Source organism: Oscillatoria nigro-viridis PCC 7112, from assembly GCF_000317475.1.
GTDB lineage: Bacteria > Cyanobacteriota > Cyanobacteriia > Cyanobacteriales > Microcoleaceae > Microcoleus > Microcoleus nigroviridis.
This window is the reverse complement of sequence record NC_019730.1, coordinates 210,062-224,716: the sequence shown is the minus strand read 5'-3', so window position 1 is coordinate 224,716 and position 14,655 is coordinate 210,062. Positions and strand designations below refer to the sequence as shown.

Here is a 14,655-nt window from a genome sequence, read left to right as displayed (position 1 = left end):
CTCGCGCTTGATGCCCGCCGACTCGATCGTTCGGAGCAATCGCACTGCGGGCATCAGAAATATATAAGCAACCAAAGTTTTAAAAGAAGGACAAAGACTGTGGTCAAACAGAAAAACAAACCTTGGGAGGAAAGATGGGAAACTATCAGGTCGATTGGGGGAGGCGGGCAAGGAGATACTTTTCTCGTCAAACCTAAAGATTCTCCCACGAACGATCGTCCTGGGGTATTAAAAATACTCAAAAACCAGAAAGATCCTGAAAGGCGCAAGAGAATGCACAGAGAGGTCGCTGCGTTAAGTACCCTCGATTGCCCCGGCATCCCGCGATTAATTGAATCGAATTCAGACCAATTTGCTGCCGATGTTCCGCTTTACATGGTTGCTGAGTTTGTTGAAGGAAAAACGCTTTCTGAAATCCTAGAGCCCACTCAACCTATGGGGATTGCGGATGCTGTTAATCTTGTTTTGAAACTTCTAGAGACTATACAATACTGTCACAATCTTGGGATTGTACACCGAGATATCAAACCGGACAACATTATCATCCGACGCGATGACATTAACGATCCGGTTGTCATAGATTTTGGCATTTCATTTAACGAATCCGATGCTGGCAATACTATTTTGACGCCCGCTTGGCAGCAACTGGGAAACAGATTTTTAGCGCTTCCCGAACTTCAGGTAAACAGCAGCATGCAGCGCGACCCCAGAGCGGATATCGCGCAATGCTGCGGGATTTTGTTTTTTGCGATCGCCGGCTCGCCTCCTGTCACTTTGCTCGACTGCGAAGGAAGAATGCCCCATCAAAGACCGGAAAGTCAAAAAGCTTTGGCGAGGCAGCCAGACGGTTGGCTGGCTAAAATTAATAGAATTTTTGACAGAGCATTTGAATTTCAAATAGACTACCGATGGCAATCAATACCGGAGCTACAACAAGCATTAATAGCTTGCATTTCTGCAAGGGATAACGCTCGCAATGCCGAACAATATATCGCTCAAATCCAAAATAAAGTATCAACTTCATCTGATTACGCCCGACGCCAGTCTTTTAAAGAACTTGCTCAACAGCTCGTTAAGGAGCTTTATAACGTAAGTCGAACTGTTGCAGGCGAACTTGGCAAAGGCTTTGGTACAATTCACGATGCAGAGGCAATAAACTTAAAAAGTCGCGGTATTGCTCGGGTTAAAATAGACTGGGCTAAACTAAGGTTCTCGCAAAGTCACGGCATTACCAACGAATTTTTACCAAATAATTTTAGTCCTAAATTTACAGGAACTGCAACAGGAAACGAACTCGTTTTGTTGGCAGAGGTAAATGGAGAGAAAGTTGAACTCTTAAGAACTCCTTTAAACGGCGAGCCTGACTTTACTGCTTTTAGCGAACATCTCCGGCTTTTCTATCTTGAAGGAGTGAGAAAATTAATAGGAGCTTGAGCTGTAGCGCCATTCGATCTCGCCGCCAATTCCAGTTTGTGACAAACCCAACCAAACCTCCAACCCGCCCCATCATGCCCAAACTTCCCGAATGCGATGGCTGTCTCCTCGCTCGGGGAGCAATCTCCCCCTAGTCTGTGCCGTCCGAAGTCCTCCACTTTATCCCGAATTACCTAATGAATCAAAAAATCCCTGAAATATACGAGCAAATTGCCCAACTTATAGCTAGCTTGCCCAGCTCACGCCTCCTACAGCAAGCTAAGACACCAGCTCAGATAGAGGAATGGCACAAAGCAAGACAAAACCAGATTCTTTTGGCGCTCGTGCTGGAAATCTAAGTGGCTTGTTCAGGACTATTACCCGCTTGAGGAAGCTGTAAAACGGCAAGAGATTTCTCAACGAAAAGCTGAGTTAATGAACTCCTGCGTTAATGAGTACAAATCTCGGTGGGAGCTTTGCAAAGTTGCTGAAAAATATGTCAAAAAACTCCACACCGAGATTCAAAAGTTGACGGTTTATGTGGAGAAATTTCCCCAACCATTCGCCCACTTCTGGTACAAATTTTTTCACCTAGTCAGCCTGCAACAGTATCCATTTCAATCAGCCTACGATTTATTTGCAGAGACTTTAAAAGAAGACGCGGCTCTCTGGAACTTACGGTGATATTTTTACATAATCAGAAAAACAAGCTAATACGCGCTCTCGAAAATTGTTAAAGTTAGAAAAGCCATATCCTTGTCGCATAATCAACTTGATTCGATTGTTTATCCCTTCCATGACTCCACTTGTTGTACGATTAACAAAGTAGTTACAAATTGCCTCCAAATGATTAACAATTGTCAAGGTAGATTCTTTAAAGAATATTTGTGCACGATTCAGCCAATCCTTAAACTTGACCTGGGCCATTTTGACGGTCATATGGGTTTCGTATATTTCCCGAAACTCTTCTTTCATCTCATAGGCAATTCTTAAGCATTCTGATTTTTTTAAGGTAACAGCCAACCTTTGAATTTGCTCGACATTAAGGTTGCTTCGATTACTCAACAATAAGTATTTGCTGCCTCTATCTGTAATTCCTACTGCTCGACGCAACTTATTCAAGTCTTTATTAACTGCTTTCATCACGTGAAAACGGTCGATGACAATTTTGGCATTTGGGAATACTTGTTCTATAACTTTTGGAAATCCTCCCCACATATCAATACTCACTTCCTCAACTTGTTCTCGAACCTCAAACGGTTGTTTTATAATGGCTTCAATTATGTCGGCTTGACGGTGAGAGTCAATCATTTCAATCAAATTACCCCCCTCTATGTCACTAACAACAGTTACTAAGCTTCCTTTTCCTTTGCGCATACTTATCTCATCAATACTCACTCGTTTAACTGACTCCCAACAGTTTTTTTTTGAGAGGAATGGACATGAGTAAAAATACTTTTAATTTCGTCATAACTCAATCCTTCTTCTCGCCCAATTTGTGATATGCTCGACTTTTGAACACGTGCATAAATATTTTGTTCGTATCGTTGAGTATGTCGTCTTTTTTTATCCAAAAATTCTAATTTTTCTGTACTGTAACGTTGACAAGTAGGGCAGTAAAACTGCCGCCGAGGCACTTGTAAATACACAGAACGACCGAAAACTGACAAATCTCTCGCTAATATAGATCGATTCTGATGGAGTTCTTCTGTATAATTATTACAGTGAGGACAAATGATTCCTGACGCTACAACACTCAGTTGAAAGTAAATTTGTCCCTCAATTTGAGTACAAGTTTCAACCTTGACTCCAGGCAAGTCTAATAAATAATCTAAATGAAAGCTCATCACGTTAATTGTATGGATTGATCTATTTTACACCATAAACTCAGGAGAGCCGAAGACGCGGACGGTTCTTTCTCTGTATGCCTGGAACCCTACTATGAAGTTCCGATGAAAAAGTGGAGGCTAGCGGCCAAGCAGTACGCTCAACTTCTGGATCGATCCGAGTTGGATGGCATTTACCCACAACTTAGGAATGCAGAAGAGCAGAAACTAAAAAGAAATTTGGTTTGGCACAAAGTTGGTTTTTCTTGGATAGGAATGCTTCAGTTGGCGTGCCAAATTGAGGCGAAAAATGACCCGCAGCTCGGCAAGAAATTACTCGCCTACAACTGCTCGCTGAAGGAAGCGCTCAGTCTAACTGTGACAGCTAGCGGCAATTTGCACGGCTGGGCGTGGCACAAAGGGGAATTGCGTTGCACGGATGGGGCAGGCGGTGTTTACCGCAGAACTTAACAAAACTTCAAATCTGGATCGCATTGCCTCTGACGCTTGGGCAGTCCACCTATGCTGGATTGCAATAGTTTCAGAGAAAGGAGTCTTTTTCCTCATGTTCGAGCGTCAGACCGCTATCCTTGTGTCAATTTTCCTTGCTGCTTTGATTAGTATAGCCAAGTTTCGGCAAGATATAGTAATGCTTTTAGGGGGCTTGGCTGCTTTCGGTATCTATTACTTTCTGTTTCTGCATAACATTTTACTAGGCATTCTCTCTTCAGGTGGCACGCTAGTCGTTAGACAGTGAAGGTGTCTTGGCTGTGAATGAATTACTGCTTGGGAGGATTTATTAGCTAGCTGTGGGTAACGCCCCGCTTGTGGAGGCGTTAATGTGGGACTCCCACTCCCGCAGCTAGCTATATCAAAACTTTGTTTTTAAGAGTGGGATTATGCGATCGCACTCATACAGCGATGCTATGGGAAAGCAGCTCACGCCCGCTGTGTACGTCCTTACCCTGCTACATCACCCGCACCGCATTGTTGGTACGGTTGGCAACACCGCCGATACTTCCCCCGACGCTCACACGCCAGCAGAACGGGCGAGGCAAGCTCATGACGCTCACATGCCAGCAGAACGGGCGAGGTAAGCTCATGCCGTTGCTACAGTATTTTCGGTTTCTAGGAATAGCTTTGTACGGTTTTCTTCACTGCCAATTAATGCTGGTTATTTCGCGTTTATTCTGGCAAATACGACCAACAGAGTAGGGTTCTCCTGACTGTTGTTACCCGTGAAAAATCGGCATCATAATAACTGTAAGCAACGAGCTTCAACCAAACTTTCGTTATAAAGCTTTACCAATCTTTGAGGTGACAGATTATGTTGATGCGCTCTTGGCAACCCTTCACTGAAATTGAAACCATCCGCCAGCAGCTCGATAAAGCTTTTGACCGACGGGCAGCAGCGAGAGATAACTCAGAAGCCGCTTGGATGCCCGCTCTGGAATTGGTTGATGCTGGGGACAGCTTCGTATTAAAAGCGCAACTGCCCGGAATTGACCCCAAAGACGTTGACGTTCAAGTCACTCGTGAAGCAATTTCTATCTCTGGCGAACGCCGCTGGGAAAACGCAGGCGAAAAACCCGGCTCCGTCCGCTCGGAATTCCGCTACGGCAAATTCCACCGGGTGCTTTCCTTGCCCGCACACATTCAAAACGACTCTGTGCAAGCTGAATGCTTTGATGGCATTCTAACGCTAACGCTGCCCAAAGTAAGTGAAGATCGCAATAAAGTCGTCAAGATTAATTTGGCCGAAATTGCTGGAACTCCAGCGACTCCCGCTTTGGAACAGGCTAACCAATAACGATGGGGCAAGCGTGTTTAGTGGTGAACTCAGTATGGTGAAAGCTGTGCTTAATTAAGTGAGGCAAATTTTCCTTTCATTGAGCCTGATTGGATTTACTTAGCAACAAAGGAACTGGAAAAGCTGATACCGGGAGCGACCATTGCTCTCGGTATTCTTTATTTGGGAAAGCCGAGCGAAAAGTTAGCTAAAAATGCCGTGAACTGACGCTGATTCCAGTTGGTCTGTCAAAATATTTCACGCTTGTCGGCACCAATTTCATTGAGTCTGCTCTCGCGGAGAGAGCATTGGCGATCGCGGAGAGAGCATTGGCGATCGCGGAGAGAGCATTGGCGATCGCGGAGAGAGCATTGGCGATCGCCGAACATCACCGGCTCATCGAGAGCTAAAGTAGCACGGGTAGACAGACCCTGCCAGCTCGAGCGCGATAGTTAAAGCATCTCAACCAGGTGATACATTAATTCCAAAAGCAGCCGCCCGATTTGATGCGAGTAAAGCATCTGTCCAACAACTGATGATTTCCTACTTTCCCGATTCCTCAATAGATAATAGCCGATGAATATCCATACCATCTTGAGCCAAACCTCACGCCAACGGGTGAGTGATGGAGCCGTTTTACCCATCTTGAACGGTTGCGAATCCTCTATGAGGCAATTGGTGCTGGTCTTGCCGCAATTGGGAGATTTCGACAGCCTTGAATATGCTTGGTGGTTGCAGCGGGACGCTCAACGGCTGGAAACACAAGGGATAGCAATCCGAGCTGTGGGAATTGGCTCACGCTCATCGGGTCAGCGATTCTGTGGCTATACAGGATTTCCTGCCGACTGTTTGTTTGTAGATCCAAGTGCCCAACTGCACCACAAACTTGACCTGTATCCAGGTTTATCGTTAAAACTACCCGGTTTATCGGCTGCTGTGAATGCTGTTTGAGTCGATGGGAGGTATTATCCCCGGCACCTCTCAGTTAGATCCGGACGTGCTGGTTTCCCCGCATCCGGCTCCCGATGTTCTTGGCTTGCGCCTTTGCTCATGTGGATATAATCGTGGCAACTTTCGTGAACCGCTAGAAGGTTGTTTATTTTCCAATTACTGTGACATCCATCTACGTGGTGCAGATGAATCCTTTCATCGCCTAGCATTTTTAAACCACATTCCCCACATTTATGGTTTTGCCGTTTTAAAGCTTTAGAGGTTTCGCCGTTATAGAGTTTGCTGTTACGCTCACTCCAGTAGGCTATGTCTCCGTCGTAGGGAGATTTCTCTCCTTTGACATTGACAAATTTGTTTTCGGAGTAAGGAACCGTCGGGAATGCTTTTTCTATCAATTTCTTGACAGTATAACGATTCTGCTTTGCTTCCTTGTTAAATACCTTGAAGGCTCTCTTGTTGAGGAACCACAGTGAAAACCGTGACCCTTCCAACTTACAGTAGCGATGGTAGTTTCTCCAACCTCTAACTACAGGGGCTAATTTCTGGGCCTTGTCCGTAGCACCATAATTCGAGTTGTTAACGATGTGTTTTACCTTCTGACGAAACGCTTTAAAATTGTCCGCTGATGGAACGCATCTAAATTTCCCGTTGTTTTGCACTTTGAAATGCCAACCGAGGAAGTCAAATCCATCTGTCGTAGCCGTTAGCTTAGTTTTCTTTTCACTAACCTTCATGCCTCGTGCTGCCAGAAATTCGCTGACTTTATCAAGTATTGCCTTCGCATCATCTTTGGGTTTCAGAATTATTACCATGTCGTCCGCGTAACGGACTGATCGATGTATTTCCTCAATCCCATTAAGAGCGATATTGGCTAGTAATGGACTTACCACGCCCCCTTGCGGGGTTCCTTGTTCTGGAAATCCTGGATTGACTCCTGATTTTAGACAGCGGAATATTCCGGTCTTGATGCCTTTTGGGGCGATGAGTCGTTCCATTATGCTGGTGTGGCTTATCCTGTCGAAGCATTTTTCGATATCGAGTTCTATGACTCGCTTGGATATTCCGTGGGCTTTTGAGCTTAGATTTAGGAAAAGAAATTTCTGCGCGTCATGCGCTGACCTCCCTGTCCTGAATCCGTAGCTACGAGCGTGGAAGGTTGCTTCGTGTGCTGGCTCTAGCGCGTATTTTGCGAGGCATTGCCACGCTCTATCGGCGATAGTTGGTATCTTAAGGAGGCGGGTACTCCCATCCTTTTTTGGGATTGGTATTGAACGTAACTTCTGATGTTTCCAATTGTTACTTTTGGCTCTGAGTTCTTCACTCAGAGCCAACCTTTCCTCAAATGTGAGTGAGGCTCTTCCATCGATTCCCGCAGTCTTTTTGCCAGCATTTAGTTGAGTTACTTGACGTATCGCCAACATTCTTGCAGCCCGAGATTTCAGAATTAGCTTTTGAAGGGACTTCGCTTTCTGCTTGTCTCCAACTTGAATCGCTTTAAACACTCGTTTTTGTAGGCGGAATAAATCACGGCGGAATTTCTTCCACGGTAACGTCTTCCAAGATTCACTAACATTGCTGCTGTGTCTAACCATGCGCTGCTCTAACTTATGTTTTCTGAACACCTCAGACCAATTAGTCGGGTAAGGTTCGAGGGTCGCCCCTTTCCCCTCCCCTAAGAACCGGACATGAGACTTTCGCACTCATCCGGCTCAAGCCTTATTTCAAGCGAGATTTAACTTGGGTTTTATGTACCTGCTTGTGACACGGTTTGTGTAGGTGCTGAAGGTTTTCCACGTCGTCTGTTCCACCTCCAGCAACAGGCACTATATGATGGGTTTCGATTTCTTCCCCCTTGAATAAGGGTTCGCCACATTCTGGGCACTTCCAGTCTTGGTTATCTGCTATCGTATAAAGCTTAGAGCCTTTATTGAAGCGAGTTTTTCCAAGCTTCTGGTGGCGTTTGTCCCAATATTCCTTTAGCGAGGGGTCATCGGGGCTGGCGTCACCCTTAACCTTTATATGGCGTTCGATGGGAGTAGATGCAATTGAGTATAGGGCAAGTTCTTTGTCTTTACCCCTTCGGTCGCTTGTAGTACAAGCGAACACCCAGTTGTTGCCTTTAATGGTTTTGAAGTAACGCTTCCGAACCCATCTCTTGTTTTTGTTGGGGTGTCTACGCTTTGCCCAACGCCAAAGGTATTGCCACAATCTATAGGAGATGTAGCCGAAGGTTTCCTTGCTCACTACCCCTTTGTAGTAGTTGGCAAAACCTCTGAGAATTGGATTGAGCTTTTTGATTAAGACTTCCTGTTCTACACCATTTAAGTTTCTAACTTCTTCTCCCAACCGCTTGCAGAAGATTAACACCTTCTTTTTGGACGGCTTAATTAGGAGTTTTCCATCGTAGTGCCGGGAGTTGAACCCCAGGAAATCAAACCCATCTTCCAATGACGTGATTACCGTCTTCTCAGCGCTTAACTCAAGACCTCGTTCTGATATCCATGCTTGTATCAGGGTTTGAGCAGTTTCAAGACTGTGTTTGTCTTTAGCCGTGACAATAAAGTCATCAGCATATCGAACCACGCCAAGTTTCGGGTTGGTGGCTTTTATAAAGGTTTCTAAGCCATGCAAACCGATATTGGCAAGTAGCGGCGAAATCACGCCGCCCTGTGGTGTGCCTTGTTCCGTGGGGTGTAATTTCCCTTGGAACACAAACCCTGCTTTTAACCATCCTTGGATGAGTTCTCTCTTGGGAAAGTTGCCCATCAGGTTCAGGATGGATTCATGGGCGATGTTGTCGAAGAATCCCTTGATGTCAGCCTCTAGAACCCATTTGTGTCCGCCTGCTTTGTTGAACCCTACTTTGTTAAAGCATTGCTCAATGGCATCTTGACAACTTCTTCCCGGTCGGAATCCGTATGAGTGTTGCTCGAATACGGCTTCCCATTCAGGCTCTAGTGAATTCTTTACTATTGCCTGTTCGATTCTGTCACGCACGGTCGGGATTCCGAGCGGTCGTTTCTTTCCGTTGGGCTTTGGTATCTCCACCCTTAGAGTTGGTTTGGGGTTGCCCCCATTCCAATCGTTTACCAGAATCACCCGCTGCTCTGGAGTATTGATTACTTCTTTATCAATGCCTGCCGTTGCTTTACCTTGATTGGTCTGGGTGATACGTCGAACTGACAGCAGCAAGTTTGCGTAGCTTCGTAACATCAACTTCTGCAAGCTCCGTAGCTTACGGAAGTCACCAAGTTTTCTCGCACGAAAGATTCTCTGGCGCAGGTTTCTAACTAGCTTGATAACTTTTATCCAGTTGATTTGGTTCCAGTTTTCAAGTCGTTTCTTTAGTCCGTTTGTTGTCAATAATGACACCATCTAACTTGTCCTTGGATTCGATTCCTTTAACTGAGTTTCTTTCGTATAAGACCCAAAAGAAGTCTGCTTTCCTTTCGGTCAGAAGTGATATTTCAACCCCTATCTGGTTCATTACAAACCAGCATTCGCTTTTTCTTCTATCCTTTACCCAACAGAGTGTTCCGTCTTTGTTACCTCAGACCTACTAGGAGTAATCGACCTCTCGTAGACTCTGTAGGGTTTATCCTGTTGTATCGCTTAGTTTTCTAACTTCCGTTAGGTGCTATCTTTTCTGCGGTGGAGATGCGTGTTCACACGATTTATGAAACACCGAATCATAAATCCTATCCACTTACCTTTTTGGTTAGAGCCTGTCAGCCTTATTTGGCTCTTTGTAGGATGACGCAGTTTTAGTGATAGTTCACTTACGTTCACCATTGGAAATTTCCCTCTTGCTCCTCACCAGCTTAGGCTGCTAGTTTCGGCTACGTTCGTGGTCTGCACTCCGACTTTTTCGTTACCTACTCAGTCGTGACCAGACTCTAGCGAGTCTCTTTACGTGAGGGTAGTGGGTGTGAATCCACTAGGAGAGTGGTTCTCCTTACTAAACGACCAGTTCAGGTCGCGCCGGTCTGTCCTACCCGAACTAAGGGAGTTCCGCTGCTCGTCTAGCCTACGAAAGAGTTCGACTTCCCCTTGACCCTCAGTTCGTTTTTCTTCGTTCCCTCGGGCGTGATTGATTGTTCCTTTAGGTGGAGCCAATTTAACTGCTGGATTCCCTGGACTCTTGCCGATATTGAGACAGGTGATTCGGCGGGAATGAACTCCAGTGGAGTCGGGAGTTTTGGTCTGTGTCCCGCTCTAGATTAAGTTACTTTTCTAGGCTCTGTTTCACCATTGGAACCCCCCATTAGCGCCAAGTGTCACCCCACATTGGGTGTCTGGTTGCGCCCTGTTCCCAGCTTCACTCTCCAAGAATCGAGCTCGGTCGGTGTGGGCAGATAGGGAGTCATACCTGAGTCTGGCAGAAGGGGCTTGCACCCTTATCAGACCGAGAGTTCAGCCTTGTGGCTGGAAACGTTATGTACGGGCTTTCACCGTGATTCACGTTTCAACGAATCGCACTACCTCAATCTATTGTTCATGTGTGCTGGGATTGGTAGCCCCGGCACTCTGGCAGAAGTATGGAGAGGATATCGAGGCGACGCAAGAGCACCTCAATTAATTGGTGATGATGAAATTATTCAGGCTTTCCCTCTTCCAGCCCTCAAAGGCTCGACATTCCGGTGGGCTGGTGGCAAGGGTTTCCAGCGTCCGTTTGAATTGGCAACTTTACGGCTGCGGAATATGGGAGAAGTGCTGAGTCATTGGAAAACCTATGTTCCAAATGCTGCTTATCTCACTCAACGAGGCGCAACTTTCTTGTTTAATGCTCGGGGAGATTTAATCTACGAGCATCGAGATCGCGCCATCCTTGGTTTCGCTGCTGATATGAGCAATCCCCTGACATTTCTCTCAGAAATGGTGGCTGATGGAGACTCGCTGGGGCAGGGCGATATGCACTAACTACCGCCCTTATGGTGTGCGGCTGGCAGGGGGTAAGAGTGGTGGATAGCGAATGGGCATGGGCTTACGGATAGGGGGATTCATGCGATCGTACTCAATCCGATCATTGCTGCTGGCAATTTCTTGCTTACCATATTCATCCTGTTCTTCCAGAGCCCAACGGGAGCACCTCTCCTTTCCAATTGAACTCTACCCAACCATGTCGCCCCGGTTCTTCCCGCCCTTGTCCGTCAACTAGCAAATGCACAACGTAAATAGGACTTACGCATTGACAAAATAACCAAACAGTGAATTGATAAATAATTGTCGTCTACTTTCTAGGTATCGGACAATGAGAAAAATAACTAAACCCTCTACGGCACAATGCAATATAGACCTTTACACCTTATGGTTGATTGCTGACAGCTTTGAATCGAATTTACTTTCACTTCGATAACAGAGCGATCGCCATATTTTGAAAAGATGAGCTTTTACCGCTATGCCTAAACCAAAGAGGTATCCCGACAATTGGCAAGAGATTGCGCTTTCGGTGAAAGAAAACGCGGGGTGGCGTTGTGCAAAGTGCCATCAACAATGCCTCCGACCCGGTAAACTCCGACCCGGTAAACAAAGCGGCTTAACCAAATCTGAACGATGTGCCTTAACTTTAGCGGTGCACCATCGCAATCGGATACCGGAGGATAATCGCCCTGAAAACTTAATCGCTCTGTGTACCGCGTGTCACCTGTCCTATCACAATCGCGGTCAATCAAACGTATCGCCAGGGCAATTATCCTTGTTCCCCGATGATGGCATTGACTGGGATATTATGGAGTGCTCTCTGGAATCGGCATGAAACAATGTATCCGATCCGAATCCGCTGGTGTCCGCTTACTTTGTTTAAAGGTAGCTTTACAGTTTTCCAGCGCGAGCGTGTTCGCCATTGAAGAGGAAATTTCGTATTTTTGTTTAAGTATCTTCCCGTGCAGTAACTTCATCGGTTTGCCAGGATTCGCTTGAGCCGCTTCTTGGCTAATTCCCACAGTTCTTGAGAGCCTTCTGATTCCTGATGCGGAGCCAACTCAGTTGCTTGGGATGTTTCAATATTTACGGAAATTTCTGGTTGGATAGTTCTTTCAGGATCTCTCATTTCCACTCACTTAAGTCAGGCACGAGTGCTGGAAATTCATCCAATTTGCAGCTAATCCACCCAGCGCGTTTGCGGAGCGAAATCAAGAATTTCCCAACGAACTCGCCTACCATCCACAAAAAACAAAACTTGCCCAGCAGCGGATGTGGCTGGGCTGTTTCGCGAATGGCAGACCACTACTCTAGGTGCTGCTCAACTAAGGCAATGAGTTTAGCAATCGCTTTCTGTTCTTCTAGAAGTAGTTCTTTGAGCTGGCGCATCTGTTCTTGATTTGGGGGTCTATGTACCAAGTCATCAACGAAGTCTAGCAGGGGAGACTTTCTAAAAGGTCTACCCAAGGCAACTTCATCTCGCAAGCGCTTGGTTCGCTCCAGCTTGGAACGTTGCAATCGGTTTTTAGCCTGACGGCGTGCGATAAGTCTGTCAAGTCTTTGACATACGTTGCCAGTCCTCTTCATCTCCATACATCTGTTTTACTTGTTGTTTTAACTCGGTTATCTGCTCGGTCAGATTTGCCACCTGATCTTCAATAACGTCTGTTTTATCCTCCTGAATTTCCAGAGAAATTTCCAAAGATTCGACATATTCCGTTAACTTTTGTATTGGATCTGGCTGAGGCGACACGCCGTTAGACCCATTGCCGTTGGTCATGGTCATTCCTCACTGGTATCTTGATGGAAGAAACTGGCGAGATCGCTATCGATCGTCTCTCCCGTCGCCCGGTGTGGGTGCGCTTGATGCGTTGGAGTTGCTAGCTATTCGCCAGCACAGCGCGCTTGCTAGTTGGTTTTGTTCGACACGCTCAAGAACTCGCACTGTCGGGAACCAAGCCTGCAAGTGGGATAAGTCGCTGTTGACGCTACCCGAATACGCTTGGAACGGGTCGCTCTCCAAACAAACGAAGGTTCGCAAAGCGTAGAGTTCATCTAACTTCAACCCGTCCAATCTGTTGATTAAGGATTCAAGGGAATATTTTCGAGGCGTTGTGTGTCCCGCAATCGCTTGTTCCCTCAGTTCCCACCAACTCATCATGTTGGCTCGTTCGGTGGGACACAAAATCTCATGTTTCCGAACGCAGATGTAAACAGGCTGTCCGTCTTCCTGTAGCAAATTATCTTGGTCATCCAGTAGGCGACCGGTGACGGTTTCAGGGCGAACGTCGGTCACTTCCATGCGTCCCATTGTGGTGGTGACGCGGGGATTGGGTATTTCTACAAAGCTTGGTTGGGCGGCTTGCGATGGCTGCCCGTGATCTGCGAACATAGAGGAAATCTCCCGAAAGTGAGTGCCAAACCCCGCCCCAGAAGATTGCGAGTCAGAGGGGGCGGGGTTTGGTTTTGGATGAATTCCACATTATACCCCTTCTGAATCCCTGTGTATACCCTCAGAGTTGAATATTGGGCACGAGGGAGAATCCTTAAGGACTTAGAAGCCCCTAAATCCTTGTAGGATAAGCAGTATATGAATTGTGGAAATATTGAAAATGCCCGACATTGATGCTCCTAAAATGGTACGCATAGATTTTTCCGTGCCTGCTCCGCTTTTAGAGCAAATGCAAGAATTAGCCAAGGATGAGGGTTGGAAGCCTGCCGAATTGCACCGAATGCTCTGGGTACTCGGGTTTGCAGCGTATACCGAACAGAGCAACAAACGCTTGGTAAACGATCGGCTTAGGGCAAACAAGGCTAAGGATAAACTCGACACCTGAGCTGTTGAGGCAGTCAAAACGCCTCGAACGAGGTGACACCCAGAATTAAAGGTCTTCGTTACTCTTAGAAAGCTGCCAAGCATCGAGAAAATTACTGAATAAATTGCTTTATCCCTCCAAGTCAATCGCTTCATTGGCTAACTCCGCGTTTGCTACACTATGGGTGTTTTGTACCCATGCCGGGGCTGTAATATCGAGACTTCTCCGGCATAGATAATTTAGTTGCTCTCTAATTGCTGGTGGTATTTCCTAGTTTCCGAGATTCTACGCTTGAGGGTGTCTAATGCCCTCACCGCTGTCCAATTACCCCGATTAGCTAATTGGATATATTGCTGTATTAATTCTTCGGTGATTTGTTGGTCTAGCCACTGCACCAATTCTGCGGTTACTTGGCGCGCTTGGGGATTGGTGTTGCCGAATATCTCGAACATTCCCAAACGCTGCATTTGCTCTAAGGTCATACTTTCCACCGCTTTCACGGCTTCTTCAAACTCTTGGGCGGTCAACTGGGACGGCTCATGGGGATGCTGCTGTAACAGGAAATAATCGATTTCTTTGTACGCGCCGACATACATTTTATGGCGAACAGTGTCGCATAAAATTGCGTGTTCGGACAATTCATCATCAGAGCCTAAGTTGTAAGATTCTAAGTGGATTGCGAGAGTTATGTGTTCTATCAGAGGTGCATACACGGCGTAGTAACTAAACGTAGCCATTGCTCTGCCATTACTCCATGTGGCTTTGCTTCCTTGATAGTACATGGCAAAGTATTGGCTGTTGCTGGCTCCCACCATCTCCGGTAACGTGGGCGGCATGGGTACGGGTAATTCGATGAAGTGTGTTCCTAACATGATTTTTCCTTGTTCAATTAAAAGGGTAGGGAAACGCTGGTTTTTTGCCCTTTCGTGTATTCAATATC

Annotated in this window: 14 protein-coding genes and 3 pseudogenes; 9 read left to right on the top strand and 8 right to left on the bottom strand. The window is 46.2% G+C overall.

The window, feature by feature from the left end; genetic code table 11:
• Window positions 1-99 precede the first annotated feature (99 nt).
• The 3 genes from OSC7112_RS33120 to OSC7112_RS33115 all read left to right on the top strand — a co-directional run bounded on the left by OSC7112_RS33120 (window position 100) and on the right by OSC7112_RS33115 (window position 2,097).
• Window positions 100-1,434 carry a serine/threonine protein kinase gene (locus OSC7112_RS33120; protein ID WP_015179777.1) on the top strand — a complete coding sequence of 445 codons (1,335 nt, stop codon included), beginning with the start codon at window positions 100-102 and terminating at the stop codon, window positions 1,432-1,434.
• Between the two features lie 176 nt (window positions 1,435-1,610).
• Complete coding sequence (locus tag OSC7112_RS40500) at window positions 1,611-1,772, top strand: hypothetical protein (RefSeq protein WP_015179776.1); 162 nt, start codon at window positions 1,611-1,613, stop codon at window positions 1,770-1,772.
• A gap of 76 nt (window positions 1,773-1,848) precedes the next feature.
• On the top strand, window positions 1,849-2,097 hold the full coding sequence (locus OSC7112_RS33115) for a hypothetical protein (RefSeq protein WP_015179775.1): 249 nt from the start codon (window positions 1,849-1,851) through the stop codon (window positions 2,095-2,097).
• Here the strand turns inward: OSC7112_RS33115 and OSC7112_RS42615 are convergent.
• Window positions 2,089-3,260 (bottom strand): annotated as a pseudogene (locus tag OSC7112_RS42615) (ISL3 family transposase). The gene OSC7112_RS33115 and the pseudogene OSC7112_RS42615 sit on opposite strands and share 9 nt — an antisense overlap.
• Window positions 3,261-3,365: 105 nt before the next feature.
• Here OSC7112_RS42615 and OSC7112_RS33100 point away from each other — a divergent pair.
• The 4 genes and pseudogenes from OSC7112_RS33100 to OSC7112_RS33085 form a co-directional block, all read left to right on the top strand.
• A complete protein-coding gene (locus tag OSC7112_RS33100; RefSeq protein ID WP_015179774.1) occupies window positions 3,366-3,710 on the top strand; it encodes a hypothetical protein in 345 nt (114 codons plus the stop codon).
• A gap of 455 nt (window positions 3,711-4,165) precedes the next feature.
• Window positions 4,166-4,336 carry a hypothetical protein gene (locus OSC7112_RS37580; RefSeq protein ID WP_190274470.1) on the top strand — a complete coding sequence of 57 codons (171 nt, stop codon included), beginning with the start codon at window positions 4,166-4,168 and terminating at the stop codon, window positions 4,334-4,336.
• Window positions 4,337-4,566: 230 nt separating this feature from the next.
• Window positions 4,567-5,049, top strand: coding sequence for an Hsp20/alpha crystallin family protein (locus OSC7112_RS33090; RefSeq protein WP_015179771.1), 483 nt, complete (start codon window positions 4,567-4,569; stop codon window positions 5,047-5,049).
• Window positions 5,050-5,604: 555 nt separating this feature from the next.
• Window positions 5,605-5,973 (top strand): annotated as a pseudogene (locus OSC7112_RS33085) (peroxiredoxin-like family protein); the annotation flags it as partial.
• Between the two features lie 20 nt (window positions 5,974-5,993).
• On the opposite strand, the gene OSC7112_RS33080 reads toward OSC7112_RS33085, so the two are convergent.
• A complete protein-coding gene (locus OSC7112_RS33080) occupies window positions 5,994-7,571 on the bottom strand; it encodes a group II intron reverse transcriptase/maturase (protein WP_041623931.1) in 1,578 nt (525 codons plus the stop codon).
• Between the two features lie 124 nt (window positions 7,572-7,695).
• Complete coding sequence (gene ltrA, locus OSC7112_RS33075) at window positions 7,696-9,354, bottom strand: group II intron reverse transcriptase/maturase (protein ID WP_015177634.1); 1,659 nt, start codon at window positions 9,352-9,354, stop codon at window positions 7,696-7,698.
• Window positions 9,355-10,458: 1,104 nt separating this feature from the next.
• Between ltrA and OSC7112_RS33070 the strand changes: the two are divergent.
• Window positions 10,459-10,899 (top strand): annotated as a pseudogene (locus OSC7112_RS33070) (AhpC/TSA family protein); the annotation flags it as partial.
• A 973-nt stretch (window positions 10,900-11,872) separates the two neighbouring features.
• Here the strand turns inward: OSC7112_RS33070 and OSC7112_RS40495 are convergent.
• The 4 genes from OSC7112_RS40495 to OSC7112_RS33050 all read right to left on the bottom strand — a co-directional run bounded on the left by OSC7112_RS40495 (window position 11,873) and on the right by OSC7112_RS33050 (window position 13,291).
• Window positions 11,873-12,028 (bottom strand): hypothetical protein, encoded by a 156-nt coding sequence (locus tag OSC7112_RS40495; protein WP_015179768.1) that lies wholly within the window; start codon window positions 12,026-12,028, stop codon window positions 11,873-11,875.
• Window positions 12,029-12,204: 176 nt separating this feature from the next.
• On the bottom strand, window positions 12,205-12,417 hold the full coding sequence (locus OSC7112_RS33060) for a hypothetical protein (protein ID WP_041623880.1): 213 nt from the start codon (window positions 12,415-12,417) through the stop codon (window positions 12,205-12,207).
• A 34-nt stretch (window positions 12,418-12,451) separates the two neighbouring features.
• Window positions 12,452-12,679 (bottom strand): hypothetical protein, encoded by a 228-nt coding sequence (locus OSC7112_RS33055; protein WP_015179766.1) that lies wholly within the window; start codon window positions 12,677-12,679, stop codon window positions 12,452-12,454.
• Between the two features lie 45 nt (window positions 12,680-12,724).
• Window positions 12,725-13,291, bottom strand: coding sequence for a hypothetical protein (locus OSC7112_RS33050; protein ID WP_015179765.1), 567 nt, complete (start codon window positions 13,289-13,291; stop codon window positions 12,725-12,727).
• A 205-nt stretch (window positions 13,292-13,496) separates the two neighbouring features.
• Between OSC7112_RS33050 and OSC7112_RS39025 the strand changes: the two genes are divergently transcribed.
• The gene (locus OSC7112_RS39025) at window positions 13,497-13,736 is read left to right on the top strand and encodes a hypothetical protein (RefSeq protein WP_223300939.1); all 240 of its coding nucleotides are present in this window, start codon (window positions 13,497-13,499) and stop codon (window positions 13,734-13,736) included.
• A 218-nt stretch (window positions 13,737-13,954) separates the two neighbouring features.
• Here OSC7112_RS39025 and OSC7112_RS33040 read toward each other — a convergent pair whose 3' ends face one another.
• Window positions 13,955-14,587 (bottom strand): hypothetical protein, encoded by a 633-nt coding sequence (locus tag OSC7112_RS33040; protein ID WP_015179763.1) that lies wholly within the window; start codon window positions 14,585-14,587, stop codon window positions 13,955-13,957.
• Window positions 14,588-14,655: the final 68 nt, after the last annotated feature.